19 protein-coding genes are annotated in these 24,630 nt (G+C 71.9%); 14 read left to right on the top strand and 5 right to left on the bottom strand.

What is annotated here, in order from left to right:
- Positions 1 to 41: 41 nt before the first annotated feature.
- From VGB14_20160 to VGB14_20145, 4 genes are all read left to right on the top strand, one after another.
- Positions 42 to 1,154, top strand: a complete 1,113-nt coding sequence (locus VGB14_20160) for a D-alanine--D-alanine ligase family protein (protein HEX9995247.1) — start codon at positions 42 to 44, stop codon at positions 1,152 to 1,154.
- Positions 1,154 to 1,633: a hypothetical protein gene (locus VGB14_20155; protein HEX9995246.1), complete on the top strand. Its 480-nt coding sequence runs from the start codon at positions 1,154 to 1,156 to the stop codon at positions 1,631 to 1,633. Before VGB14_20160 ends, VGB14_20155 begins: the two co-directional genes overlap by 1 nt.
- The gene (locus VGB14_20150) at positions 1,630 to 2,205 is read left to right on the top strand and encodes a hypothetical protein (protein ID HEX9995245.1); all 576 of its coding nucleotides are present in this window, start codon (positions 1,630 to 1,632) and stop codon (positions 2,203 to 2,205) included. The genes VGB14_20155 and VGB14_20150 overlap by 4 nt, the downstream gene beginning before the upstream one ends.
- Before the next feature lie 633 nt (positions 2,206 to 2,838).
- Positions 2,839 to 3,408 (top strand): hypothetical protein, encoded by a 570-nt coding sequence (locus VGB14_20145; GenBank protein HEX9995244.1) that lies wholly within the window; start codon positions 2,839 to 2,841, stop codon positions 3,406 to 3,408.
- Positions 3,409 to 3,892: 484 nt separating this feature from the next.
- On the opposite strand, the gene VGB14_20140 is transcribed toward VGB14_20145, so the two are convergent.
- The 3 genes from VGB14_20140 to VGB14_20130 all read right to left on the bottom strand — a co-directional run bounded on the left by VGB14_20140 (position 3,893) and on the right by VGB14_20130 (position 7,059).
- Entirely contained in the window at positions 3,893 to 5,158 is a 1,266-nt protein-coding gene (locus tag VGB14_20140; protein HEX9995243.1) for an ATP-binding protein, read from the bottom strand.
- Positions 5,159 to 5,268: 110 nt separating this feature from the next.
- Positions 5,269 to 6,366: a Gfo/Idh/MocA family oxidoreductase gene (locus tag VGB14_20135; GenBank protein ID HEX9995242.1), complete on the bottom strand. Its 1,098-nt coding sequence runs from the start codon at positions 6,364 to 6,366 to the stop codon at positions 5,269 to 5,271.
- Between the two features lie 498 nt (positions 6,367 to 6,864).
- A complete protein-coding gene (locus VGB14_20130; protein ID HEX9995241.1) occupies positions 6,865 to 7,059 on the bottom strand; it encodes a DUF6186 family protein in 195 nt (64 codons plus the stop codon).
- 331 nt (positions 7,060 to 7,390) lie between these two features.
- Between VGB14_20130 and VGB14_20125 the strand changes: the two genes are divergently transcribed.
- Together VGB14_20125 and VGB14_20120 are read left to right on the top strand one after the other, a co-directional pair.
- A complete protein-coding gene (locus tag VGB14_20125; protein HEX9995240.1) occupies positions 7,391 to 7,780 on the top strand; it encodes a DUF2784 domain-containing protein in 390 nt (129 codons plus the stop codon).
- Positions 7,781 to 7,802: 22 nt separating this feature from the next.
- Positions 7,803 to 9,413, top strand: coding sequence for an FG-GAP repeat protein (locus tag VGB14_20120; GenBank protein ID HEX9995239.1), 1,611 nt, complete (start codon positions 7,803 to 7,805; stop codon positions 9,411 to 9,413).
- A 7-nt stretch (positions 9,414 to 9,420) separates the two neighbouring features.
- Here VGB14_20120 and VGB14_20115 read toward each other — a convergent pair whose 3' ends face one another.
- On the bottom strand, positions 9,421 to 10,065 hold the full coding sequence (locus tag VGB14_20115; protein ID HEX9995238.1) for a helix-turn-helix domain-containing protein: 645 nt from the start codon (positions 10,063 to 10,065) through the stop codon (positions 9,421 to 9,423).
- A gap of 1,742 nt (positions 10,066 to 11,807) precedes the next feature.
- Here VGB14_20115 and VGB14_20110 point away from each other — a divergent pair.
- From VGB14_20110 to VGB14_20080, 7 genes are all read left to right on the top strand, one after another.
- Complete coding sequence (locus VGB14_20110) at positions 11,808 to 14,129, top strand: HAD-IB family hydrolase (GenBank protein ID HEX9995237.1); 2,322 nt, start codon at positions 11,808 to 11,810, stop codon at positions 14,127 to 14,129.
- 4 nt (positions 14,130 to 14,133) lie between these two features.
- Positions 14,134 to 15,297, top strand: a complete 1,164-nt coding sequence (locus tag VGB14_20105) for a zinc-binding dehydrogenase (GenBank protein HEX9995236.1) — start codon at positions 14,134 to 14,136, stop codon at positions 15,295 to 15,297.
- Positions 15,297 to 16,880, top strand: coding sequence for a lactate racemase domain-containing protein (locus VGB14_20100; protein HEX9995235.1), 1,584 nt, complete (start codon positions 15,297 to 15,299; stop codon positions 16,878 to 16,880). Before VGB14_20105 ends, VGB14_20100 begins: the two co-directional genes overlap by 1 nt.
- On the top strand, positions 16,877 to 17,776 hold the full coding sequence (locus VGB14_20095) for a lysophospholipid acyltransferase family protein (protein HEX9995234.1): 900 nt from the start codon (positions 16,877 to 16,879) through the stop codon (positions 17,774 to 17,776). Before VGB14_20100 ends, VGB14_20095 begins: the two co-directional genes overlap by 4 nt.
- Positions 17,777 to 17,873: 97 nt before the next feature.
- On the top strand, positions 17,874 to 18,188 hold the full coding sequence (locus tag VGB14_20090; GenBank protein HEX9995233.1) for a hypothetical protein: 315 nt from the start codon (positions 17,874 to 17,876) through the stop codon (positions 18,186 to 18,188).
- A 17-nt stretch (positions 18,189 to 18,205) separates the two neighbouring features.
- Positions 18,206 to 19,093 carry a patatin-like phospholipase family protein gene (locus VGB14_20085; GenBank protein HEX9995232.1) on the top strand — a complete coding sequence of 296 codons (888 nt, stop codon included), beginning with the start codon at positions 18,206 to 18,208 and terminating at the stop codon, positions 19,091 to 19,093.
- Positions 19,066 to 19,602: a GrpB family protein gene (locus VGB14_20080; GenBank protein HEX9995231.1), complete on the top strand. Its 537-nt coding sequence runs from the start codon at positions 19,066 to 19,068 to the stop codon at positions 19,600 to 19,602. The genes VGB14_20085 and VGB14_20080 overlap by 28 nt, the downstream gene beginning before the upstream one ends.
- Here VGB14_20080 and VGB14_20075 read toward each other — a convergent pair.
- Positions 19,599 to 20,312, bottom strand: coding sequence for a YceI family protein (locus VGB14_20075; GenBank protein HEX9995230.1), 714 nt, complete (start codon positions 20,310 to 20,312; stop codon positions 19,599 to 19,601). The genes VGB14_20080 and VGB14_20075 overlap by 4 nt on opposite strands.
- 103 nt (positions 20,313 to 20,415) lie before the next feature.
- Here VGB14_20075 and gltB point away from each other — a divergent pair.
- Positions 20,416 to 24,630, top strand: a 4,215-nt coding sequence (gene gltB, locus VGB14_20070; protein ID HEX9995229.1) for a glutamate synthase large subunit, incomplete at its 3' end; no start/stop codon positions are given.

The raw sequence follows: 24,630 nt of genomic DNA, 5'->3' as shown, positions 1-24,630 counted from the left end.
GCTCCGCGGGTGCGCGGAGGGCGCTGCCTACAGTGGCCGGCATGGCCGCCGAGGACCCCACGGGCCGCATCCGCCTGCTCCTGCTGTTCGGGGGCCGGTCGGCGGAGCACGAGGTGTCGTGCGTGTCGGCGGCGCACGTGCTGCGGGCCCTCGACCCGGCCCGCTACGACGTCCTGCCCGTCGGCATCACCCGCAAGGGCGAGTGGGTGGTGTCCGAGCAGGGCCAGGCCGCGCTCGGGCCCGGCGCGCCGGCGCCGGCCGAGCTGACCGCCGCCGGGCCGGCCGTCGACCCGCTGCCGGCCCTGGCCGAGGGCGAGGCCACCGGCCCGGTCGTCGTGTTCCCGCTGCTGCACGGCCCGCTCGGCGAGGACGGCACCGTCCAGGGCCTGCTCGAGGTGGCCGGGGTGCCCTACGTCGGCTCGGGCGTGCTCGGGTCGGCCGTGGCCATGGACAAGGCGATGGCGAAGACCGTCCTCGCCGCGCACGGCATCCCCCAGGGCCGCTGGTTCGCGGTGCGCCGGGGCGTGGACGACCGGGGCGCCGCCCGGCGGGCCGGCGAGGAGCTGGGCTGGCCGGTGTTCGTGAAGCCGGCCAACCTCGGCAGCTCGGTCGGCGTGTCGAGGGCCGACGACGAGGAGGCGGCGGCGGCCGCCCTGGACCTGGCCTTCGCCTACGACGAGTGGGTCGTCGTCGAGGAGGGCATCGCCGGGCGGGAGATCGAGTGCTCGGTCCTCGGCAACGGCCCCTACGAGGCGTCGGTCCCCGGCGAGGTCGTGCCCAGCCGCGACTTCTACGACTACGAGGACAAGTACGTCGTCGACGGCGCCCAGCTGCTCGTCCCCGCCCCGCTCGACCCGGCGGTGGCCGACGAGGTGCGGGCGATGGCGGCCACGGCGGCCGGCGCCCTGCGGGTCGAGGGGATGGCCCGGGTGGACTTCTTCTACGAGGAGGGCGGGCGGGGCATCCTCGTCAACGAGGTGAACACGATCCCCGGCTTCACGCCGATCTCCATGTACCCGAAGCTCTGGCTGGCGTCGGGCCTCACCTACGCCGACCTCGTCGACCGGCTGGTCGAGCTGGCCCTCGAGCGCCACGCCCGCCGGGCCGGCTTCCGGGACGCCACCCACCGCGGCCCGGCCCTCCCCGAGGGCTGATGCCGATCCCCGCCTTCGGCGACGGCGGCCTGCTCCCGGCCGGGCGCCACGAGGCCACCGTCGACGACGTGCGGGCGTCGCTCGTCGAGGCGTTCGAGGGCTCCTCCACCCGGGCGGCGATCTTCTCGTACTGGCTGGACCTGCGGGAGGCGCTCGACGAGCTCGTGCCCGTGCGGGCCCAGTGGCTCGACGGCAGCTTCACCACCGACAAGCTCGACCCGGCCGACCTCGACCTCGTCACCGTGATCGACGGCCCGGCCTTCGACGACCTCCCCCGCCACCGCCGGCTGCTGGTGGCGTCGATGATCGAGGGCACGTACACCGAGCAGTTCTGGGCCTGCGACTCGAACCCGCTGCTGCGCTACCCGGAGGGCGACCTCGGGTACCAGGCCTCGCTGGTGGTGGCCGGCCGGTGGGAGAGCTACTTCGGCCACACCCGCGACGGCGCCGAGAAGGGCTTCGTCGAGGTCGCCGCGTGAGCGGACGGGAGGCCCGCCAGCGCGAGGAGCTGGCCGGCCTGGAGCGGGCCCTCCAGGTCTTCGACGACCCGGACACCGCCACCCGGCCCGGCATGCAGCTCATGCGGGACGCCATCCAGGGCAAGCGGGACAAGATGGCGGCCAAGCTGGCCGAGGAGGCCCAGGTCCGCCTGGAGGTGGTGGTCGGAGGCGTGCCGGCGGCCGGCGGGACGCTCGACCCGGCCTTCCTCGTCGCTCTCGCCGGCGCCGTCCCCGAGGCGGTGACGTCGGCGGTGGGCGCCCTGGCCGGCGACCTCGACCCGGCCCCGGCCGGCGCCGCGCTCGTGCAGGCGACCGCCGTCCGGGTCGCCGGGACGCCGGACGACGGGCCCGGCCTGGTGCTGGTCGGCCCGCCCGCCGAGGTGCGCGCCGCCGTCCCGGCCGCCGACGGGCCCCTGCTCGACGCCGCCCTGGCCGCCGTGGTCGACGACCCCGCCCCGCTGGCCCGCCTGGCGGCCTCGGCCGGCGCCACCCTCCGCCTCACCCTGCACCTGCCCTTCGAAGACGACCGCACCGTCCACGTCGGCGCGTAGCTAGCAGGAGCGGTCAGACCGTCGTCACCGATGCACCGAATCGATACAACGATCCCGCGCAGCTCCCACGCCAATGCGTCGCTGGCACCGGATCGGTTGGGTACCATAGGAGCTGTGGTGACACAAGACGCTCACTCGACGGGCCGACGCGCCCGCACGCGCGGACCGGTCGCCACTACGCGCGACCCTGATATCCGAGAACTCCTCGATCAGCCGCGTCTTGCTCCCGAAGTTCTCCTCGACGGCCTAAGGCGACGCGTGCACGGCCTTCCGCTGACCGTCGTCGCCCACCACGAACCACGACGCCGGCGTCATCGGCCCGTTCTCTCCACTCTCGCGCAAGCTCTCACCTCAAATGATGTTATTTGGCTGACAAAGAGTAGCAGCGAGACATGCTCCGAGACCACACGCGCCCGGTGCACGATCATCAACCTATGCGACAACGTTGAGCGGCGCATCTATGACAACCTAAAGGCGGACCTCGTCTACATACCCCCCGACGCTCCCGACGCCGTCTCGACCATACGACACTTCTTCCTTAGGACGAGTGCACTTATCATCGGCCGAGCGACACACCCCCCGAGGCAGCTTCTCGATACTGCGACTACGGCCCACATTCCGACCTTCATCGAGTTGACGTCAGACGCTCTCGTCTCCGCTGGACAGCCCATACCAGAGCTCGACCCGGTTACGCACTTCATCGACGCCGAGATCGGGCGCTTGCGGCACGATTCCGCTAAGCGCACGCTGCTTGCACAGACCGTTGGGATCGCGCAGCGCAATGCACCGAGACCAGCACCCGGATGGGGAAGCTGGATGGTCGATACAGCCGAAGAACACGATTGGCCGTACTGGGTGCCCGACGGCTTTGCGCACTACTATATCCCGGAAACCAATAGCGGCGTTCGTATCCCCGCCCTCGTCTGGTCAGGGTTCCGCCAGCTGCTCCGCGACGACCCGGATACGGTCGAGCGGGGTTCGCGCTGGAACGAGCACTATTTCTCTGCACTGGTCAGCGGCGACTTGCACCGATTGTTGCACGCGGTTCAGAACACGATCACATTGACGTTACGATCCAACCCATATAGCAGCGACCGAGCGCGACTCGCGGTGATCGCGCACGTCCTGCGCTCCTTCGGGTGGCCGGTGCTCGACAAAACCGCGAGTCTACTGCAACGCGAAGCGATGCTCATACCCGCCTGAGGATTTCAGGCGCGCCGTTTCCGACCAGTCGCGTCAAGAAACTCTGTGCGAATCGTCGTCGCAACTTCACGAAACGGCTCCGTCTTGTTTATTAGATGGACCGGTCGCGTGAGCTTGCTTAGATCGTCCACGAGCTCCGGCCGACTTAGAATAGAATAAACTACGACCGGCACTGTCGCGAGAACGACGTCGTTCTGGACCACGTTGATACAACGAGCTCCCGCCTGGAAGAAGTCCGACTGCGCGATCACGGAAGTGGTTGAGTTGCGCTGGGGGCGATCCGCCACGACCATCATGTCGACGACGAATAAGTCCGGTGGGTCGCGCCGCATCTCAACAAGCGCTGACATGAATTCCCGTTCGCTCGAGTACTGCACGCACTCGAGTTCCGGAATCTGACGACGCAGGCTCCGACAAAGGACCCGATAGTGGTTGTCGTCATCCTCGAGAAACGCTATCCTGCCGCGCCGTTGGGCTGCCTGGGTCACGGTGCCTCCCGGGGAATTTGTGTTGGCTGCCCGACCATAAGCTCGACGCGCGTAACGTCGTCGGCACTCGTGGGCGATATGACGAGACGGCCCGATAGTGCCTGCATGGCGTTAGACGCTAACCACAGCCCGATCCCCGTACCGGGATGCCAGTAGCTCTCGTTGCCTCGCCACCCACGCATAGTGCAGTACGGAATCTCCCGTTGTTCAAGTCGGATGCCGATATTAGAGACGACAACGCTGAACGTCGGGCGCTTGCGCGTTTGCCGTTCGACGTGCACCCGCACCGTAGTGTCCGGAAAGCTATATTTACAGGCGTTGTCAAGAACCGCCATGACTGCTTGGTCGAGGTAGCGAAAATCGATGTAGAACGTGTTTGGCAAGAATCTCTTCGTCGTTGCATCGACTAAGACGCGCACCCTACCCGCCTTGCTTTGCGTAATATCCTGGTCGCGTGCAAGGCCCTCAATCCGCGACCAAAACCTGTCGGCCGAGACCTTCTCCCATGCGGCCTCGCCTAGCGATTCATTTCTCTCAAGTTTAGCGAAGATCTCGAGGCTCCGTGCCACCCACAGCGCCTTGTTCGTTAGGCTGAGCGCGACCCGCAGTCTGTGGCGGTCGTCGCTCGTTAGAGAATGCGCCATACCATCGATCGTATCTTCAACCCAATTCCTTGCGGCAACGAGCGGGCTCTCGAGTTGATGCTTTAGCGACTCAACGGCGTTCGCCTGTTCGCGCTTCGTTTTTTCGAGTGCCGCATTTGTAGTCTGTAACTCTTCGACGCGGTAGGCGAGGAATGAGAACATTCCTAGTTGCTCCGCTACTCGCTTCGCTGCCGTGCGGCAGAACCGATCCAGCCCGGACGGATGGACCGAATGGACCTCTAGCACCCCGTAAGGAGGATCCTGGTCAGTTGCTATCGGCGCGGCCATAATCGAACGCACTGCCTCCAGTGTTACTTCGGTGGAAGTGTCGTAGCGTTCATATACGGTTGCATTGCGAAGGAGCGATTTGTGCGCCGGGTGCGTGGTCCCGGTGCTCTCATCATAAATTTCCAGTCGCGTCAGCGACCGCCCTGCACTCTTTGGCACTACGAACTTGTATTCAAGCCGATCGTTGGGCGATTTTCGCAACCGGATAGCGACGATGTCGGCGCGACGAGACGAGGCTCGAACCGTTTCGGCAGCGTGGCTGTACACCATGTCCCAATTAGGAGTAGCGCTCGTCAGTTCTCGAAGCGCGCGTTTGTTGAGGACGCTCAACGAGTCAGCCAGCCCATACCATGGTTCTCTCGCTCGCGCGAGAACGGCTGTACGGCGGTGTAGCCGGGCGTGTCCCATGTTCTGAGCCGACGGAAGGGCCGCCGACACAGTCACTCGTCCCCAGTGGTGCGTAGCACGTCCGCACCTGCGAGGTCGTACTTGCGAAGCTCCGATTGTTCAGGCATAAGTGACCGTAAGCGCTCAATGGCCCGCACTATGTCTCGCGCCTCCTGCACTGTGAGGATGTTTGCGAGCGCGCCCGTGGTCCCGGCACATAAGTCCGTTACCAAGTCCACGTAGCGGTCGCGCGCGATCGGCCAAGCGGCCAGTGACCCGTCGTGGTTGACGACGCACGAGACGCTAAGATACACACCATGAGGGTCGTCAAAGGGCCGATGGCCGTGGTCGCAGCTGCTGTCCCCTTTTGTACAGAGCAGCATCACCGTTCCTGACGGGTACGCCCCATTCGCCTCAGAGGCGCCGAAGTCCACGCGGACGGCATGTCCATGATTCGTTGCAACCTCAAAGAACTTGGAGGGCGTGTCGACTCCCTTGCCAACTGTCGCCTCGACCTTAATCGGCATGGCCTGACCCGCAGGACTGAACGCGCACGATGATTCGCTATACGTTTCCGCGGTGAAGCGAGGGCTAAGAGGTATGACGTTCTTCCACTCGCCCGTATCAGGATCGACGTCGCAAGCTATGGGAGGATCATAGATGGCGGCGTCCACCAGCTCGATCTCGTCGATCGAGGTTAGTGCGCCGAACAACGCCATAAGCGCCGGAAGGTGAGGCCACATGTCAACCGTCATACCAGCAGCGAGTGAGGTAACCCGTCGCGCCTCGACCGGATGACTTTCTGTCATGGCGAAGTGAGCCGTTGTGAGGACTCCCGAGACATGGTCATCTACTTCCTCACGATGATGAAATAGTGGGACACTATACAGTTGGTAATGGTCCACGCCGAATACTGACGTTAGAGGAGTACCATTACCGGTAGCTGTATAGTCTGCCCACTCGTGGAGGAGTCGATCGATTTCTGACACGCGTTCTGCAACGGGCTTCTCAACAAAAACGAGCGGCGTCTTACCAAGCCAGGCTAAGGTGACCTCGACGTGCTTGTCCGAAGGCGTCGCAACGAACACTACGTCGGGCCGCAGGCTGTCGTAAATCTCGCGACCCCTCCGCTCGTCCTTGTCGAGATACACCTCCCACGAATGTAGTGTCTCACTACTAGCCCACCCCGGCCTCCGCCGGGTTCCACCAGTTGCGTCTGCGTAGACGACGCGAACCGGCCATAGCTGGTTGACCTTTTCCAATGCCGGCCGATATGCCTTGGTGACCCAGTCCCCGGCACCTTCCACGAGTGCAGTCAGCGACGAAGTGAAGGGTTGGAGCTCAAACAATCGCTGATGCGACAAGGCTCGCTGTTCAACGTATTGCGCGAAGGTCACCCACCCATTCCTAACCCATCCCCCCACCGATCGTCACAGCGTGCCGCGCGCGCCCGGCTGGGCAGACTACACAATCGGCGGACGATTGGCGTAACGGTTCGAACTGAGCGATGGCGGCCCGGTCCTCGCACTCCCGCATAGCCGAGGCGGCTACGCGCGTCGGTCACAGCCCAGCTCGACGCCAACGCACTGGCGACCACACCCGTGCGACTCGCCGGCCGGCAGGCACGGCACCGCGCCCGTGGATCGGGGTCAGAAGTCGGCCCTGGCAAACATGTGCCAGCCGACCCACGGCCAGCCGGCCAGGAGCAGCGAGCGCAGCACCGGCCGCCGGCGGACGGCGGCCCCCACCGTCGAGCCGAGCGTCGGCAGGCGGGTGGTGGCGGCGGCGACCTGGAGAGCGACGGCGGTCGCGACGACGGCGGCGTAGCCGGCCGCCCTGGTCACCACCGGGCCGCCAGGCGGCGACGGCCAGCCAGGCGACGAACGCCGCTGCCCGCACCGGGTGGGGGTCGAGCACGTCGTTGGCGAGGGAGGTGAGCGTGGGGTTGTCCGCTCCGGGCGACCGTGACCAGGCGACGAACTCCCAGGCGACGAGGGCGGCGGCGGTCGCCGCCCAGGGAGCGAGCCGGCGGCCAGGGGCGACGACGGCCGGCGCCGGGGGCAGGCGCGACCCGACCACCATCGCCGCCATCCCGCCGGCGAGCACGGCGATGACCGACGGCCAGGTGAACGGGGCCAGCGATCCGACCGCCCGCCGGTACCGTGCCCAGCCGGGATGGGGTACGGACTGCTGGCCGACGCCGTCGTGATCGTCCACCTCGGCTTCATCCTGTTCGTCGCGCTCGGCGGCCTGCTGGCCTGGCGGTGGCCCCGCCTGGTGTGGGCGCACGTGCCGGCCGTCGTCTACGCGGTCGCCATCCTCACGGTCGGGTTCACCTACCCGCTGACCCCGCTCGAGAAGCTGCTGCGCCGGCTGGGCGACGCCGGGGCCTACGACGGCGGCTTCGTCGACCGCTACGTCGAGGGCGTCGTCTACCCCGAGTCGCTGGCCGCTCCGCTCAGGGCGGTCGCCGCCGCGGCCGTCGTCGCCGGCTACGCGGGCCTCGCCGTGCGGGCCGAGCGCCGGAGGGACGAGCACGCCGCGGCCGGGCCGGCGGGCCGCTGACCACCGGGCGTACAGTCGCCCCGTGGTGAGGGCCGTCGGCGTCGTCGTCGCCCTGCTCGCCGCGGCGGCCGGTGCCGGGCCGGCCGAGGCGGGCGGCGGACCCGCCGCGCCGGGGGACTTCAACGGCGACGGCCTGCCCGACCTCGCCGTCGGCGTGGCCGGCGAGACCGTCGACGGCGTGGACGACGCCGGCGCCGTCCAGGTCGTCTACGCCGCTCCCGGCGCCCTCGACGACGGCCCGCCCGGCAGCATCGAGGACCAGTTCTGGTCGCAGGGCCGCCAGGGGCTCGCCGAGGCCGGCGAGGCCGACGACGGCTTCGGCGAGCCGCTGGCGAGCGGCGACTTCGACGGCGACGGCCACGCCGACCTCGCCGTCGGCGTCCCGGACGAGGACGTCGGGGCGGCCGTGGACGCCGGCGCCGTGCACGTGCTGTACGGCGGCCCGGACGGCCTCCAGGCGTCGGCGCCCGACGACCAGGCGCTCACCCAGGACACGCCCGGCGTGCGGGGCACCGCCGACTCGGCCGACCGGTTCGGCTCGGCCCTGGCCGCCGCCGACTTCGACGCCGACGGGTACGTGGACCTGGCCGTCGGGGTCCCGTCGGACGACGTCGGGGCGGTCGTGGTCGCGGGCGCCGTCGCCGTCCTCTACGGGTCGGCCGGCGGCCTGCAGGCGGACGCGCCGGACGACCTGCTGCTCACCCAGGACACGGCGAGGGTCGACGACGCGGCGGAGGTGGGCGACCGGTTCGGCGAGGCCCTGGCCGCCGGCGACCTCGACGGCGACGGGTTCGCCGACCTCGCGGTCGGCGTGCCGGAGGAGGACGTCACCGTCGACGACGACGGCGCCGTCGCCGTGGTCCACGGCTCCTCGGGCGGCCTCCAGGGCTCGGCCCCCGCCGACCAGCTGTGGCACCAGGACAGCGCCGGCGTGCGGGACAGCGCCGAGGTGGGCGACGAGTTCGGGGACCGGCTGGCGATCGGCGACTTCGACGGCGACGGGTTCGGCGACCTCGCCGTCGGCGTCCCCCAGGAGGACCGCAGCGGGCTCGCCGACAGCGGCGTCGTCGCCGTCCTCCACGGCTCGGCCGCCGGCCTGCAGGCCACGGCGCCGGACGACCAGGTGTGGGGCCAGGGCGGCGCCGGCGTGCGGGGGATCCCCGAGGCCGGCGACCGGTTCGGGTTCGCCGTGTCGGCCGGGGACTTCGACGGCGACGGGCGCGACGACCTCGCCGTCGGCATCCCCTACGAGACGGTCGGCGGCGTTGCCCAGACGGGCGCCGTCGCCGTCCTGCACGGCTCGCCGGCCGGCCTCCAGTCGACGGCGCCGGACGACCAGCTGTGGCACCAGGACACCGCCGGCGTCTGCGAGGTGGCGACCGGCGTGGAGCACTTCGGGTGGGCCGTGCTGGCCAGGGACTTCACCGCCGACGGCCACGCCGACCTCGCCATCGGCGCCCCCTACGAGACGATCGCCGACGCCACGGGGTCGCACTCCCAGGCCGGCATCCTCCACGTGCTGTACGGGACGGCGGGCGGCCTCGGGACGGTCGGCGACCAGTGCATCTGGCAGGGCGGCACGTTCCTCGACCGGTACGAGGCCGACGACCGCTTCGCCCACGCCCTCGGCTAGCTGCCCTTCACCGCGACGGCACCGGCTCGGCCACGAGCGCCGACCGCAGGAACGCCAGCAGCTCGGACCGCCGGCGGACCAGGGAGCGGGACGTCGGCTCGACGCCCAGGGCGCGGAGCACCTCGACCTCGGTGGCGACGCCGATCACCGCAGAGTAGGCGGACAGGAGCAGGAGGCGGGCGTCCTGGCGGCGCATGGTCCCGGCGTCCATCTCCGCCTCGAGGAACGACCTGGCCCGGTCGACCAGGGGCTCGAGGGCGTCGGCCAGGCGGGTGGCGGCCGGCGGGCCGAGGCGGCTGACCTCCCGCAGCAGGCCGAGCAGCTCGGGGCGGCGGGCCGCCAGCCGGAACACCGAGCGGACGACGGCCTCGACCCTGGCCCAGCCGGTGCCGGCCGTCGCCAGCGCCGACTCGAGGGCAGCCGACAGCTCCCCGGCCGACCGGTCGACCACGGCGCCGAGCAGGGCCTCCTTGGACGGGAAGTAGTAGAGGATCGTCTGCTTGCGCACGCCCAGCTCGGCGGCCAGGGCGTCGAGCGAGGTCGCCTCGTAGCCCCGGCTGGCGAACGACACGAGCGCGGCGTCGAGCGCCCGTTCTCGCGTGCGGAGATGCGCGTGTGCGGTTCGCTGCGGCAGGGAGGAGACGCTTCTCATCGAGAGCACAGCAGGTAGCCGGGACCTGGCTGGTTACTTTACCATAGCCCGTCGTCGGACTGCCGGGGAGCGGAGCGTGAACGCGAGCGACGGAGTTCCTTGCCTTTGGTTTTTCCTGCCTCTTCCACACCCCATCGGCCTACCGCACGGGTGGGTGGGACAGTGGGGCGTCAGTCCTGAGGAAATGGATCGTCTACAGTCGCGCCCACCGATTGGATTGCACTGTTCGCTAATGGTTCACCAGATCGAACGTACTGCGAACGTTCTAGTCAGCGACATTGTTGACGTCACGTCGTATGCGGCCGCCTGCGTCCGAGGAGCGGCGTCGCCATCTACTCCTCCGGGGGGCGAACGCCTTCCTCCGCCGGATATGACGTCACTCAAAGCGGGCCTGACGATTATAGAAGCTTGCGTCCCAACTGCTGTGCCTCAGGATGAACGCGCTATTGACATAGCGCTCGATCTAGCACTTGAGGCGGTTGCGGGAGTACAACGGGCAGTCGGCGAGGTGTCCCGTCTACCGGTGAGAATCATCACCCGTTCTCACCTTCCTCCAGTCATAACAGTTTTCCCCGGCCACATACACCTCGATGGTTCGCGTCCGAATTTCGGCGAACCGGTTTCACACCGAGTCACCGGCTCGGCTGCCCCTCAACTGTTCGGCCTCGATGCTTCCCCGTTGTCCGATGCCCAGCTTCGGCGTGTGAGCCTTACACTGGACCAGTTCTCACGCGGCCACCCGTACGCTCTAGCTAGTGACCTGAGGCGGGAGGCCATCGTCCAGCGGAGGTTAGATGGCAGCGCCCGCCTTACTGTGGTTACTCTCGCCACAACAGGCGAAGTCCTCTTAGATAGCCTTCTTCTGCAGCTGGCTTGGGAAGAAGGGACGACACCGCTGGATGCGGTGAAGTTGCTCGGTCGTAGAACGGGGCACCAGGCGAAGGTACTATCCGCGTTTCCTCCTCGACTCGGGGGGGACTGGGACCCGAACGGACGGGGCCCAGTCGGCGAATATTTTCAACGGCTTGTGAATCTGCGTCACCGGGTTGTCCACGCTGGGCATAACCCAACGGTCGAGGACATGGAGCGCGCTTGGCAGGCGCTGAATGGCCTAGAGCGCCATATCGGCGATTGCCTTTCGGCGCCGACGGTGCTCTACCGCTACCCGAGGACCGCATTCCTGTGGGCAGGCGAGAGCGGTCTACGCCGGCGAGGTCGTTGGAGTAAGCGCTTCGAGTCCTTCGTTAACGATCAATCGCAGCCAAATTGGATAAGTACCTTCCATCGCTGGCGTCGACGCGTCGAGCTTGCGTCGGACCCTAAGCCGCCGCCTCCCGGGAGCGATCCTAACCGAGTCCACCTCTACTACGAGGTTCGTGATGGCAAGGAGCGATGGGCGCTTTACGATGAGCTAACCGATATGGCAGTCGCCGACGTTGATCCTTCTGAGAGCGTCACTGCAGCTCAGCGAGCGGCTCTCAGGGCGACTACCTATGCAGCGAATGGAGAGTTCTACCGGTCACTCGTAGAAACCGATAAAAGTAAGCTCCCTAGCGCGTCCTCGTGGGTTCCGTCCGATCAAGTATTCCCGGAGCTTTCCGTTGACCCTGGACCTCCTCCACCGCCGAAGCGAAAGCGATAGACAGGCGCAGCGCCGAGCGCCCGGCTGGCGAACGACACGAGCGCGGCGTCGAGCGCCCGTTCTCGCGTGCCCATCTACCAGATGGTAGAGAATGGGGGCGATGATCCGCGACGCGCTGGACGGCCGGCGCCTGGCCGTCACCGGCGGCACGGGGTTCCTCGGCACCGCGCTGGTCGAGCGGCTGCTGCGCTCGGTGCCCGGCTGCGAGCTCGTCCTGCTCGTGCGGGGCGGCCGGCGGTCCTCGCCGGCCCAGCGGGTCAAGCGGGAGGTCCTCCGCAACGACGCCTTCGACCGCCTCCGCGGCCAGCTGGGCGACCGGTTCGACGCCGAGATGGCCCGCCGGCTCACCGTGGTGAAGGGCGACGTGGGCACCGACGGCCTCGGCCTCGACGACGCCGGCCGGGAGGCGTTGGCCGCCTGCGACGCCGTCCTCCACTCGGCCGCCTCGGTCGCCTTCGACTCGCCCCTCGACGCCGCCGTCGAGGTCAACCTGCTCGGCCCGTCCCGGGTGGCCGCCACCCTCCACGACCTCGGCTCCCGGGCCCACCTCGTCGCCGTCTCCACCTGCTACGTGGCCGGCAACCGGCGGGGCTCGGCCCCCGAGGAGCCGGTGACGGCGAGCCCGTTCTGGGTCGACGTCGACTGGCGGGCCGAGGTGGCCGCCGCCCGCCGGGCCAGGGCCGACGCCGAGGCCGAGAGCCGCACCCCCGAGATGCTGGCCCGCTTCCGCAAGGAGGCCCACCGGGAGCTGGGCGCGGCGGGCGTGCCCCTCCTCGCCGAGAAGACCGAGCAGCGCCGGGCCCGCTGGGTGGGCGACCGGCTGGTCGAGGCCGGCCGGGCCAGGGCGGCGTCGCTCGGCTGGCCCGACGCCTACGCCTACACCAAGGCGCTCGGCGAGGTCGCCCTGCTGGAGACGAGGGGCGACCTGCCGGTGACGATCGTGCGGCCGTCGATCATCGAGTCGGCCCTCGCCGAGCCGAAGCCCGGCTGGATCAGGGGCTTCCGCATGGCCGAGCCGGTGATCATCTCGTTCGCCAAGGGCCTGCTGAAGGACTTCCCCGGCGTGCCCGAGGGCGTGGTCGACGTGATCCCCGTCGACCTCGTGGCCGCGGCCATCGTCGAGGTCGCCGCCTCGCCGCCCCCGCCCGAGCCGACCGTCGTCCAGGTGGCGTCCGGCTCGGTCAACCCGCTGCGCTACCGCCGCCTGGTCGACCTGGTCAGCGGCTGGTTCACCGAGCACCCGCTGTACGACAGCCAGGGCCAGCCCATCGTCGTGCCCGAGTGGTCGTTCCCGGGCCGGGGCCGGGTGCAGGCCCAGCTGCACCGGGCCAGGACGTCGCTGGAGCGGGCCGAGCGGGCCCTCGCCACCCTGCCGCTGCGGGGGAAGCAGGCCGACGTGAGCGCCCGCATCGAGGACCGGCGCGAGCAGATCGACCGGGCCATGGGCTACGTGGAGCTGTACGGCGCGTACGCCGAGTGCGAGGCGGTGTTCGGGGTCGACCGCCTGCTGGCCCGGTGGGAGGCGCTGGACCAGGAGGACCGGCGGGACTTCTGCTTCGACCCCCGGGTCGTCGAGTGGGGCCCGTACGTGCGGGACGTGCACCTGCCGTCGGTGGTCGAGCACGGCCGGGTGCGGACCGGGCCGTCGACCCGCACGGGCGCCAACCGCGAGGAGCGGCTGCGGGCCCAGGTGCTGTCGCCCGACCGCCACTTCGCCGCCTTCGACCTCGAGAACACGCTGATCGCCTCGAACGTGGTCGAGAGCTACGCCTGGCTGGCCACCCGCCGGCTCCGCTCGGACGACAAGCTCCGCTTCGTGCTGCGCACGCTGTGGGAGGCGCCGTCGCTGCTCGCCCTCGACCGCCGGGACCGCAGCGACTTCCTCCGCCACTTCTACCGGCGCTACGAGGGCGCGCCCGTCGCCCAGCTCGACGAGGACGCCGCCGAGCTGTTCTCCGCGCTGCTGCTGACCAAGTCGTTCCCGGCCGCCATCCGCCGGGTCCGCGAGCACCGGGCCCTCGGGCACCGGACGGTGCTCATCACCGGCGCGCTGGAGTGGGTGGTGAAGCCGCTCGGGCCGCTGTTCGACGACGTGGTGTGCGCCCGGATGACGGCGACCGGCGGCCGCTACACCGGCGAGCTCACCGCCGCCCCGCCGACCGGCGAGGCCAGGGCCCAGGCCATGGCCGACTACGCCGACGAGCACGGGCTGTCGGTGGCCGAGGGCGTGGCCTACGCGGACAGCGCCAGCGACCTGCCCATGCTCGAGGCGGTCGGCTTCCCCGTGGCCGTCAACCCGGAGACCCGCCTGGCCACCATCGCCCGCAAGCGGGGCTGGCTGGTCGAGCACTTCGCCGCCGCGCCCGGCGGGGTGAAGCCGCTCCTGCCGCTCGCGCCCCGGCGCACGGCGAAGGTGCCGTGAGGCCGTGAGGGCGCTGGTCTTCGAGCGGTCGCTCCCCCGCTTCGCCGCCGCCAGGGTCGCCGGCCGCCTGGCGCCGGGCCGGGGCGCGAGGGTCGGGCCGCTGTCCCTCGACGACGTCGACCCGCCCGACCTGCCCGGCCCGGGCTGGGTGCGGGTGCGGCCCCGGCTGGCCGGCATCTGCGGCAGCGACCTGGCCACGATCGACGCCGTCAGCTCGCGCTGGTTCGAGCCCATCGTCAGCTTCCCGTTCGTGCCCGGCCACGAGGTGGTCGGCGACCTGGAGGACGGCGGCCGGGTGGTGATCGAGCCGGTGCTCGGCTGCGCCGCCCGCGGCGTCGACCCGCCCTGCCCGGCCTGCGCCGCCGGCCGGCTCGGCAACTGCGAGCGCATCGCCCACGGCCACCTGAGGCCCGGCCTCCAGACCGGGTTCTGCGCGGACACCGGCGGCGGCTGGGGCCGGGAGCTGGTCGCCCACGGCAGCCAGGTCCACCCCGTCCCCGACGACCTGGCCGACGAGGCCGCGGTGATGGTGGAGCCGGCCGCCTGCGCCGTCCACGCCGCGCTGGCCGTGTCCGAGGCCGCCGGCGTCGTGGTCGTGCTCGGCGCGGGGACGATCGGCCTCTGCGCCGTCGCCGCCCTCCGCCGCTTCCGGCCGCCGGCCACCCTCCTCGCCGTGGCCAAGCACCCCGAGCAGCGGGCGCTCGCCCTCGACCTCGGCGCCGACGTGGTGGTCGCCCCCGGCGAGGTGGCGAGGGGCGTCCGCCGGGCGACCGGCACGCTCGTCGTCGACGGCCGCCTGGCCGGCGGGGCCGACGCCGTCGTCGACTGCGTGGGCAGCGCCGGCAGCGTGGCCGACTCGCTGGCCGTCACCCGCCCCCGGGGCCGGGTGGTGCTGGCCGGCATGCCCGGCGAGGTGTCGGTCGACCTCACGCCCCTCTGGCAGCGGGAGATCGAGCTGCGGGGCGCGTACGCCTACGGCACCGAGCAGGGCGGGCGGCGCACGTTCGACCTCGCCTTCGAGCTGGTGCGGGCGGCCCGGCTGGGCAGGCTGGTGTCGGCCACCTACCCGCTCGACCGCTACGAGGAGGCCCTGGCCCACGCCGCGGAGGCCGGCCGCCGGGGCGCCGTGAAGATCGCCTTCGACCTGCGCCGAGAGAGGAACCGCTGATGCCCCGCCCCGGCTTCGTGCTCGAGGTCGACCGGTCGACCCCGCCGACCCTGTTCCACCACGGCGAGGGCTTCCGGCTGGAGCGCCTCCCGGTGGGGTCGCGGGTCGTCTACCCGCCCGAGCCGCTCGACGCCCTGCGCGACCCCGACCAGGCCATCCGCGACGCGCTCCTCCACCCGCTCGACTGCGAGCCCCTCCCCGCCCTGCTGCGCCCGGGCATGCGCCTCACGATCGCCTTCGACGACGTGTCGCTGCCGCTGCCGAAGATGCGCCGGCCGGACGTGCGCCAGCGGGTGATCGAGGCCGTGCTCGACCTGGCCGCCGAGGCCGGCGTGGACGACGTCGTGCTGATCGCCGCGCTCGCCCTGCACCGGCGGATGACCGAGTCGGAGCTGCGCCACGCGCTCGGCGACCGGGTCTACGACGCCTTCGCCCCGCACGGCCTGCTCACCCAGCACGACGCGGAGGACCCGTCGGCCCTCGCCTTCCTCGGCACCACCGACCGGGGCGAGGAGGTCGAGATCAACCGGCGGGCGGCCGAGAGCGACCTGCTCGTCTACGTCAACATCAACCTCGTCGCCATGGACGGGGGCCACAAGTCGACGGCCACCGGCCTCGCCAGCTACCGCAGCCTGCGCCACCACCACAACGTCCGCACCATGCAGCACAGCCGGTCGTTCATGGACCAGCACAGCAGCGAGCTGCACTCGTCCAACTGGCGCATGGGCAAGGTCATCCGCGACGCGGGCGTGCGGATCTTCCAGATCGAGACGACGCTCAACACGAACACGTTCCCCGAGCCGTTCCATTTCCTGCAGAAGCGGGAGTGGGAGTGGTCGGCGAGGGACCGGGCGACGTTCGTGGCCTCCTCCAAGGCGCTCGACCGCACGCCGCCGAAGCTGGCCCGGTCGATCTTCCACTCGATCGAGTCGCCCCACCAGATGACGTCCGTGCAGGCCGGCGACATCGAGGCCGTCCACCGCCTGACGACCGAGCACGTCCACCGCCAGCACCTCGTGCCGGTCGAGGGCCAGACCGACGTGCTGACGATGGGGCTGCCCTACATCAGCCCGTACAACGTCCACTCGATCATGAACCCGGTGCTCGTGATGTGCCTCGGGCTCGGCTACTTCTTCAACCTGTACCGGGGCCGGCCGCTCGTCCGCCAGGGCGGGGTGCTGATCATGAGCCACCCGACGCCGTGGGAGTTCCACCCCGTCCACCACCCGAGCTACATCGACTTCTTCGAGCAGGTGCTGGCCGAGACGACCGACCCGGTGGAGATCGAGTCCAAGTACGAGGAGTCCTTCGCCACCGACGAGTGGTACCGCCACCTGTACCGGACCTCGTACGCCTACCACGGCGTCCACCCGTTCTACATGTGGTACTGGGGCGCCCACGCCCTCCAGCACCTCGGCGGCGTGATCGTGGTCGGCGGCAACCAGCGGGCCGTGCGCCGGCTCGGGTTCAAGCCGGCGTCGACGCTGGCGGACGCGCTGGAGATGGCGACCGACGTGGTCGGCCCGGACCCGAGCGTCACCCACTTCCACGCCCCGCCCATCCTCATGGCGGACGTGACGTGAAGACGCTCGGCTCGCTCGGGTTCCCGTACCGGGCGCCGACCCACCCGACGACCGTCGAGCGCCGGCCGGCCGTGCGCCGCACGGGGCCGGACTACGACACGGCGTGGGCCAGGCGGTGGCCGGCCAGGGTGGCGAGGGTGCTCGCCGTCGAGGGGCTGATGCGGCCGGCGGTGGCCGTGCTCGGCTCGCCCGAGCGGTGCGGGCTCGACCGCCTCGACGGGCTGGAGGGGCCGGCCATCTTCGCCGCCAACCACCACAGCCACCTCGACACGCCGCTGATGCTGACGTCGATCCCCGAGCCGTGGCGGCACCGCCTGGTCGTGGGCGCGGCGGCCGACTACTTCTTCGCCGGCCGGGTGAGCGGTGCCGTGTCCGCGCTCGCCATGGGCGCCATCCCGATCGAGCGGACCAAGGTGACCCGCCGCTCGGCCGACCTGGCCGCCTCGCTGATCGGCGAGGGGTGGAGCATGCTGATCTTCCCTGAGGGCGGGCGCAGCCCCGACGGGTGGGGCCAGCCGTTCCGGGGCGGGGCCGCCTACCTGTCGGCCCGCTGCGGCGTGCCGGTCGTGCCCGTGCACCTCGCCGGCACGGGCGGCGTGCTGCGCAAGGGCGACCGGCTGCCGGTGCCGGGGTCGACGACGGTGACGTTCGGGACGCCCCTGCGCCCGGTGGACGGCGAGGACACGAGGCGGTTCGCGGCCCGCATCGAGCGGGAGGTGGCCGCGCTCGGCGACGAGGCGACGACCGACTGGTGGACGGCGCGGCGGCGGGCCCACGCCGGCGCCACCCCGTCCTTGTCCGGCCCGTCGGCCGGGGCCTGGCGCCGGGCCTGGTCGCTCGGCGAGCGCAACCGGGGCCGCCGCCGCCCGAGGCCGAGGTGGCCGGACCTCCGCTGACCGGCGCGGCGCGGCGGGCGCCGGAGGCCGGGGCGGTGACGCCGGCCGGCCACCCGCCGAGCGGCGAGGGCGACGGCGAGACGCGCGAGGACCGGCGGTGACGCCGGCCGGGCACCCGCTGAACCGGGAGCGGCGGGCGGAGGCGCTGCTCGGGCGGGTGCTCGCGTTCGACGGGACGACGGTCGGGGTGGCGAGGGACGGCGAGGTGGTCGCCCGCTTCCCGGTGCGCCTCGTCACCCGGGTGCGCCAGGTGCGGGAGCCGCTCGGCATCGTCGTGCACATCTGGTGGAAGGGCGACCGGGGCACCCACACCAAGCGGGGCACGGTCAGCCTGGCCTTCACGTTCGAGCAGTGGGCCAGGGCGAAGCCGATCGTCGTCGACATCGACCTCGCCGCCCTCGGCCCCCACTGACCTGCCAACCTGGCGCGATGACGACCAGCTACCCGTTCACCAACCTCGTGTTCGAGGGCGGCGGGGTGAAGGGGATCGCCTACGCCGGCGCCCTCGCCGTCCTCGCCGAGCGCGACGTCCTGCCCAGGGTGACGGCGGTGGCGGGCACGTCGGCCGGGGCGATCACGGCCGCCCTGGTCGCCGTCGGGTACACGCCCGAGGAGCTGACCGAGACGATGCTCGCCCTCGACCTCCGGAAGTTCGAGGACGGCAAGCTCGAGGGACCGGTGCGGCTGGTCGAGAAGTACGGCTTCTACAAGGGAGAGGCGTTCCTCGACTGGATGCGGGAGCAGGTGGCCGCCAAGGTCGGCTCGCCGGACGCCACCTTCGCCGACCTGGCGGCGCAGGGCCGGCCCGACCTCCGGGTGGTGGCGACCGACCTGGCGACCCAGGTGCCGCGGGTCTTCTCGCCGTCCACCAGCCCGACGGTCGCCGTCGCCCACGCCGTGCGCATGTCGATGTCCATCCCGTTCTTCTTCGCCGCGGTGCAGGACGAGGGCAGCGTCTACGTCGACGGCGGCGCGGTGTGGAACTACCCGGTCGAGATCTTCGACACGGGCGGCCCGAACGTCGCCACCCTCGGGTTCCGCTTCGAGAACACGTCGGCCGCGCCCCGGCCCCCGAGCCACGTCGGCGACGTGGTCGAGTACGTCAAGGCGCTCTACGAGGCCATGTCGATGGTGCAGACCGACTTCTACCGGCGCAGCGGCGCGGACGTCGAGCGGACCGTCGTGGTCGACGACCTCGGCATCAAGGCCACCGAGTTCGCCATCACCGACGACCAGAAGCACGAGCTGATCGCCAGGGGCAGGGCCGCCACCGACGCCTTCCTGAACGCGTGGACCCCGGCGACCGCCACCGCCTGATCGTCGACAAGCCCGAGGTCGCCGACCTCGTGCGGCCCTGGGACCCCCGCGCCGTCGAGGTCGCGGCCAGGGTCGCCGCCATGGTCGCCGACGCCCGGCCGGGCACGGTCGTCGAGCACGTCGGGTCGACGTCGGTGCCCGGCCTGGCCGGCAAGGGCGTCGTCGACCTCCTGATCGAGGCCGACCCTGCCGACGTGCCGGCCATCGCCGGCGTCCTGCTCGACCTCGGCTTCGGCCCGCAGACCGCCGCCGACGCCTTCCCGCCGACCCGCCCGATGCTCCGCGGCGGCATCGAGCACGACGGCAGGGTCTTCGGCCTCCACGTGCACGTCGTCCCGGCGACGAGCGGCGAGGCCGCCCGCCTGCGCGCCTTTCGCGACCGCCTCCGGTCCGACCCCGAGCTGCGGGCCGCCTACGAGGCCCACAAGCGCCGCATCCTGGCCGAGGAGACGACCGACCCGGCGGCCTACCAGCAGGCCAAGGACCGCTTCTTCGACGCCCCGGGTTAGGCGGCCGGCTCGAAGAAGAGCTGGAACTCGAGGATGCCGACGGGCTCGATGCTGACGACGCTGCCGGTGGTCGGGGGCTCGATGCCGTAGTCGCGCATGTCGAGCTCGAGGCTGCCGACGACCTCGATGCGGTCGCCGGTCCACACCGCCTCGATCGGGATGTCGACCGGCTGGGTCGTGCCGTGCAGGGTGAGGTCGCCGGTGGCCGTCGCCTCCACCGCCTCCCCGACGGTCGGCTCCCCGCCGAGGTCGACCGGCTCGGTGAGGCGGAAGGTCGCCGTCGGGAACTCCGACGTCTCGAGCCCCCGGCCCCGCAGGGCGGCGTCCCTCGCCCCCGTGTCGCTCCGCAGCTGGGTCATGTCCACCTCGAGCTGCGCCTCCGGCACGGAGGTCCCCTCGACGGTGAGCGTCCCCTCCACCGCCGGTGACCGGCCGACGGCGTCGGACGGCGAGCCGAACCCGGCGAAGGTCTCGGTCACCCGGTAGCCGGCGAACGAGTCGCCCTCGGCCACCTGCCAGTCGCCGTCGGCCGACGCCCTGGCGTCCGCGGCCGCGGCCCCGGACGTCGAGGACCCCCCGGACGTCGACAGCGCCACCGGCGGCGGGCTGTCGTCCCTGAGGAAGTTCCACCAGAACACGACGCCGGCCGCGACCAGCAGCACGACGGTGACGGCGGCGACGATCGTCCACGTCCTGCGGCGACGGCTCATGCCCCTTTCTACGGAGCGGAGCGGCCGATGGTTTCCACTACGCTCCTCCGACTGGCAACGGCGCCACCGACCGACCCACCGGATCTGGGAGGTGTGCGCCACGATGCGCGAGCACGACGCCTGCGGGATCGGCTTCGTCGCCGACGCCGGAGGGCGGCCGTCGAGGGCCGTCGTCACCGCTGCCCTCGCCGGCCTGGCCGCCGTCAAGCACCGGGGGGCGATCCTGGCCGACACGAGGTCGGCCGACGGCTCCGGCCTCCTCGTCCCCCTCCCGCCCGCCGTGTTCGGCGCCGGGCGGGGGGTCGCCGCCCTGTTCGTGCGGGGCGACGACCCCCGCGCCGCGGTCGAGGCGGCCGCCGCCGCCGAGGGCATCCGGGTGGTCGACTGGCGGGTGCCGCCCACCGACGACGCCGAGCTCGGCGAGCAGGCTCTGGCCAGCCGGCCCCGCTTCCTCCAGGCCGTGTTCGAGCCCGCCCCCGGTGCCGCCCCGGCCGCGGGCACCGAGCGGGCCGCCTACCGGCTCCGCCGCCGGGTGGCCGCCACGGCGCCGTCCGGCACGTACGTCGCCTCCTGCTCGTACCGGACGGTCGTCTACAAGGGCCTCGTCGCCGCCGACGGGCTGGGGCGGTTCTGGCTCGACCTGGCCGACGAGCGCTTCGCCGCCCCGTTCGCCGTCTTCCACCAGCGGTTCTCCACCAACACGGCGCCGGCCTGGGAGCGGGCCCAGCCGTTCCGCACCCTGTGCCACAACGGGGAGATCAACGCCATCCGCGGCAACGAGCTGCGGGTCGCCGGCCGGGGGCCGCTCGGCACTGCCGCCGCCGGGCTCGGGCCCGACGACCTGTTCACGCCGCTGCTCGAGGGCGACGACTCCGACTCCGGGAAGCTCGACGCCATGGTCGAGCTGCTCACGCTCGGAGGCCGGGACGTGCGCCACGCCATGGCCATGGTCGTGCCGCCGGCCTGGGAGCACGACCCCCACCTCGACCCGGAGGTGAGGGGCTTCTACCGCTACCACTCGGCGCTGATGGAGCCGTGGGACGGGCCGGCCGCGCTCGTGTTCACCGACGGGGTCGGCGTGGGCGCCGTGCTCGACCGCAACGGCCTGCGCCCGATGCGGTGGGCGGCCTGCGAGGACGGGCTCGTCGCGTGCTGCTCGGAGGCGGGCGCCGTCGACCTGGCCGGCCACGGGCGGGTGGAGCGGGGCCGGCTGGGGCCGGGCCAGATGCTGTTCGTCGACCCGACGCGGGGCCTGCTGACCGACGAGGACTGCAAGCTCCGGCTGGCCGCGGCCGCCCCCTACGCCCGCTGGGCGGCCGACGGCTTCCTGCCCGTGAGCCGGGGCGAGCCGCTCGACGAGACGCCCGACGACCTCGCCGCCCGCCAGGCCGCCCACGGCTACACGAAGGAGGAGGTGGCCATGGTGCTGCGGCCGATGGCCTCCGAGGGCGCCGAGCCGACGTTCTCGATGGGCGACGACTCGCCGCTCCCCCACCTCGCCGGCCGCCCCCGGCCGGTCGCCCACTACCTCCGCCAGCGCTTCGCCCAGGTGACGAACCCGCCGATCGACTCGCTGCGGGAGCGGTCGGTGATGAGCCTGCGCACCCTGCTCGGCCCCCGCCGCCCGCTGCTGTCCGAGGGGCCCGAGGCGGCTCGGCTCGCCGTCCTGCGCTCGCCGGTGCTGTTCCCGTCGGCCGTCGACGCGCTCGCCGCCCCGGGCTGCTGCCCGTTCCCGGCGGTCGTCCTCGACGCCACCTTCCCGGCGGCCGACGGGGCCCCAGGGCTGCGGCGGGCCGTCGAGCGGCTGGCGGCCGAGGCCGAGGCCGCCGTCGACGGCGGCGCCGGGCTGCTCGTGGTGGACGACGGCGCCGTCGGCGACGACCGGGCCCCGGTGCCGTCGCTCCTCGCCGCCGGCGCGGTCCACGCCCGCCTCGTCGCCGCCGGGCGGCGGTCGGCGGCCGGGCTCGTCGTGGTGGCCGACGACGTGCGCGACGTCCACTCGCTCGCCGCCCTCGTCGGCTACGGGGCCGACGCCGTCTGCCCCCGCCTCGCCCTCCAGACCGTCGCCGCCGAGGCCGACGCCGGCGACGACCCGACGGCGGTCAGCGCCGAGGCCCAGGACCGCCTCCAGGCCGCCTTCGAGGCCGGGCTGCTGAAGGTGATGTCGAAGATGGGCATCAGCACGGTCGACTCCTACCGGGGCGCCCAGGTGTTCGAGGCCGTCGGCCTGGCCGGCGAGGTGGTGGACGCCTGCTTCCCGGGCACGCCGTCGGTGGTGGGCGGCCTCGGCTTCGAGGCGCTCGGCGAGGACGTGCTGGCCCGCCACGCCCGGCGGGCCGCCGACCTCGAGTCGCCCGGCTTCTACCGGGTGCGCAAGGGCGGCGAGCGCCACGGCAAGGACAAGGAGACCGTCGACGCCCTCGCGGCGATGACCGCCGCCCACCTCCTCCAGCGGGCCATCCACGAGGGCTCGGACGAGCGCTACGAGGCCTACGCCGCCCTCGTCAACGGCCGCCCGCCGCTCGAGCTCGCCGACCTGCTCGAGCCGGTGCCGGCCGGCGACCCGGTCCCCCTCGACGAGGTCGAGCCGGCGTCGGCCATCGCCCGCCGCTTCTCCACCGGCGCCATGTCCCACGGCTCGCTGTCCGCCGAGGCCCACGAGAACCTGGCGAGGGCCATGAACCTGCTCGGCGGCCGGTCCAACTGCGGCGAGGGCGGCGAGGACCCGGCCCGCTTCCCCACGCGGGGCCTCGGGCGGGACGACCGCGACTCGCGCATCAAGCAGGTCGCCTCCGGCCGGTTCGGGGTCACCCCGGAGTACCTGGCCCACGCCGACGAGCTCCAGATCAAGATGGCCCAGGGCTCCAAGCCGGGCGAGGGCGGCCAGCTGCCGGGCCACAAGGTGACGAGGGAGATCGCCCGGCTCCGCCACACCCAGCCGGGGATCGGCCTGATCTCGCCGCCGCCCCACCACGACGTCTACTCGATCGAGGACCTCGCCCAGCTCGTGTACGACCTGAAGCAGGTCAACGGGGCCGAGGTGTCGGTGAAGCTGGTGGCCGAGTCGGGGGTCGGCACGGTGGCCGCCGGCGTGGTCAAGGCGCTGGCCGACGTCGTCCACGTGAGCGGCGCGTCGGGCGGCACGGGGGCCAGCCCGCTGTCGTCGATCAAGCACGCCGGCCTGCCGTGGGAGCTGGGCCTGGCCGAGACCCGCCAGGCCCTGGCCGAGAACGGGCTGCGGGGCCGGGTGCGGCTGCGGGTGGACGGCGGGCTGATGACCGGCCGCCACGTGCTCGTCGCCGCCCTCCTCGGCGCCGACGAGTTCTCGTTCGGGACGGCGGCGATGATCGCCGAGGGCTGCATCATGCTGCGGGCCTGCCACCGCGACACCTGCAAGCCGGGGGTCGCCACCCAGCGGCCCCACCTGCGGGCCAACTTCGCCGGCACCCCCGAGGGGGTCGCGGCCTACTTCCTGTTCGTCGCCGAGGAGGTCAGGCGGCTGCTGGCCTCGCTCGGGCTCCGGTCCCTCGACGAGGCCGTCGGGCGGGCCGACCTGCTGCGCCAGCGCGCCACCGGCGACGCCCGCGCCGACGCCGTCGACCTCACCCCGCTGCTGGCGCCGCCGGCCCCCGGCGCGGCCCGCCGGTTCGAGGCCCGGGTCCCGCTCCAGGACCCCCGCTCGCCGCTCGGCGACCGCCTCGCCGCCGACGCCTTCCGGGCCGTCTGGGAGGGCGACGAGGTCGAGCTCCGCTACCCGATCACCAACGGCGACCGGGCCGTCGGCGCCGCGCTCGGCGGGGCGCTGGCCCTCGAGTTCGGCGAGCACCGGCCGAGGGGGACGGCGTTCGCCCGCTTCGACGGCTCGGCCGGGCAGAGCTTCGGCGCCTTCCTCACCGACGGCGTCGAGCTGGAGCTCGTCGGCGAGGCCAACGACTACGTCGGCAAGGGCATGGGCGGCGGGCTCGTCGTCGTGCGGCCGGGCGACGACGCGCCGGGCGACGGCGTCCCCGTCCTCGCCGGGAACACGTGCCTGTACGGGGCGACCGGCGGCGAGCTGTTCGTCGCCGGCGCGGTCGGCGAGCGCTTCGCCGTGCGCAACTCGGGCGCCGTCGCCGTCGTCGAGGGCGCCGGCGACCACGCCTGCGAGTACATGACCGGCGGCACCGTGGTGGTGCTCGGCGACGTCGGTCGCAACTTTGCCGCGGGCATGACCGGCGGCAGCGCCTACGTGCACGATCCGCGCATGCGCCTGCCACGCATGACCAACGCGGAGCTGGTCGAGCTCACGCCGCTCGACCCAGCCGAGGCGCTCGTCGTC

The sequence above is a fragment of the Acidimicrobiales bacterium genome, from assembly GCA_036399815.1.
GTDB lineage: Bacteria > Actinomycetota > Acidimicrobiia > Acidimicrobiales > DASWMK01 > DASWMK01.
Note: the sequence above shows the minus strand (reverse complement) of the source record. Positions and strands in the feature narration are given on the sequence as shown.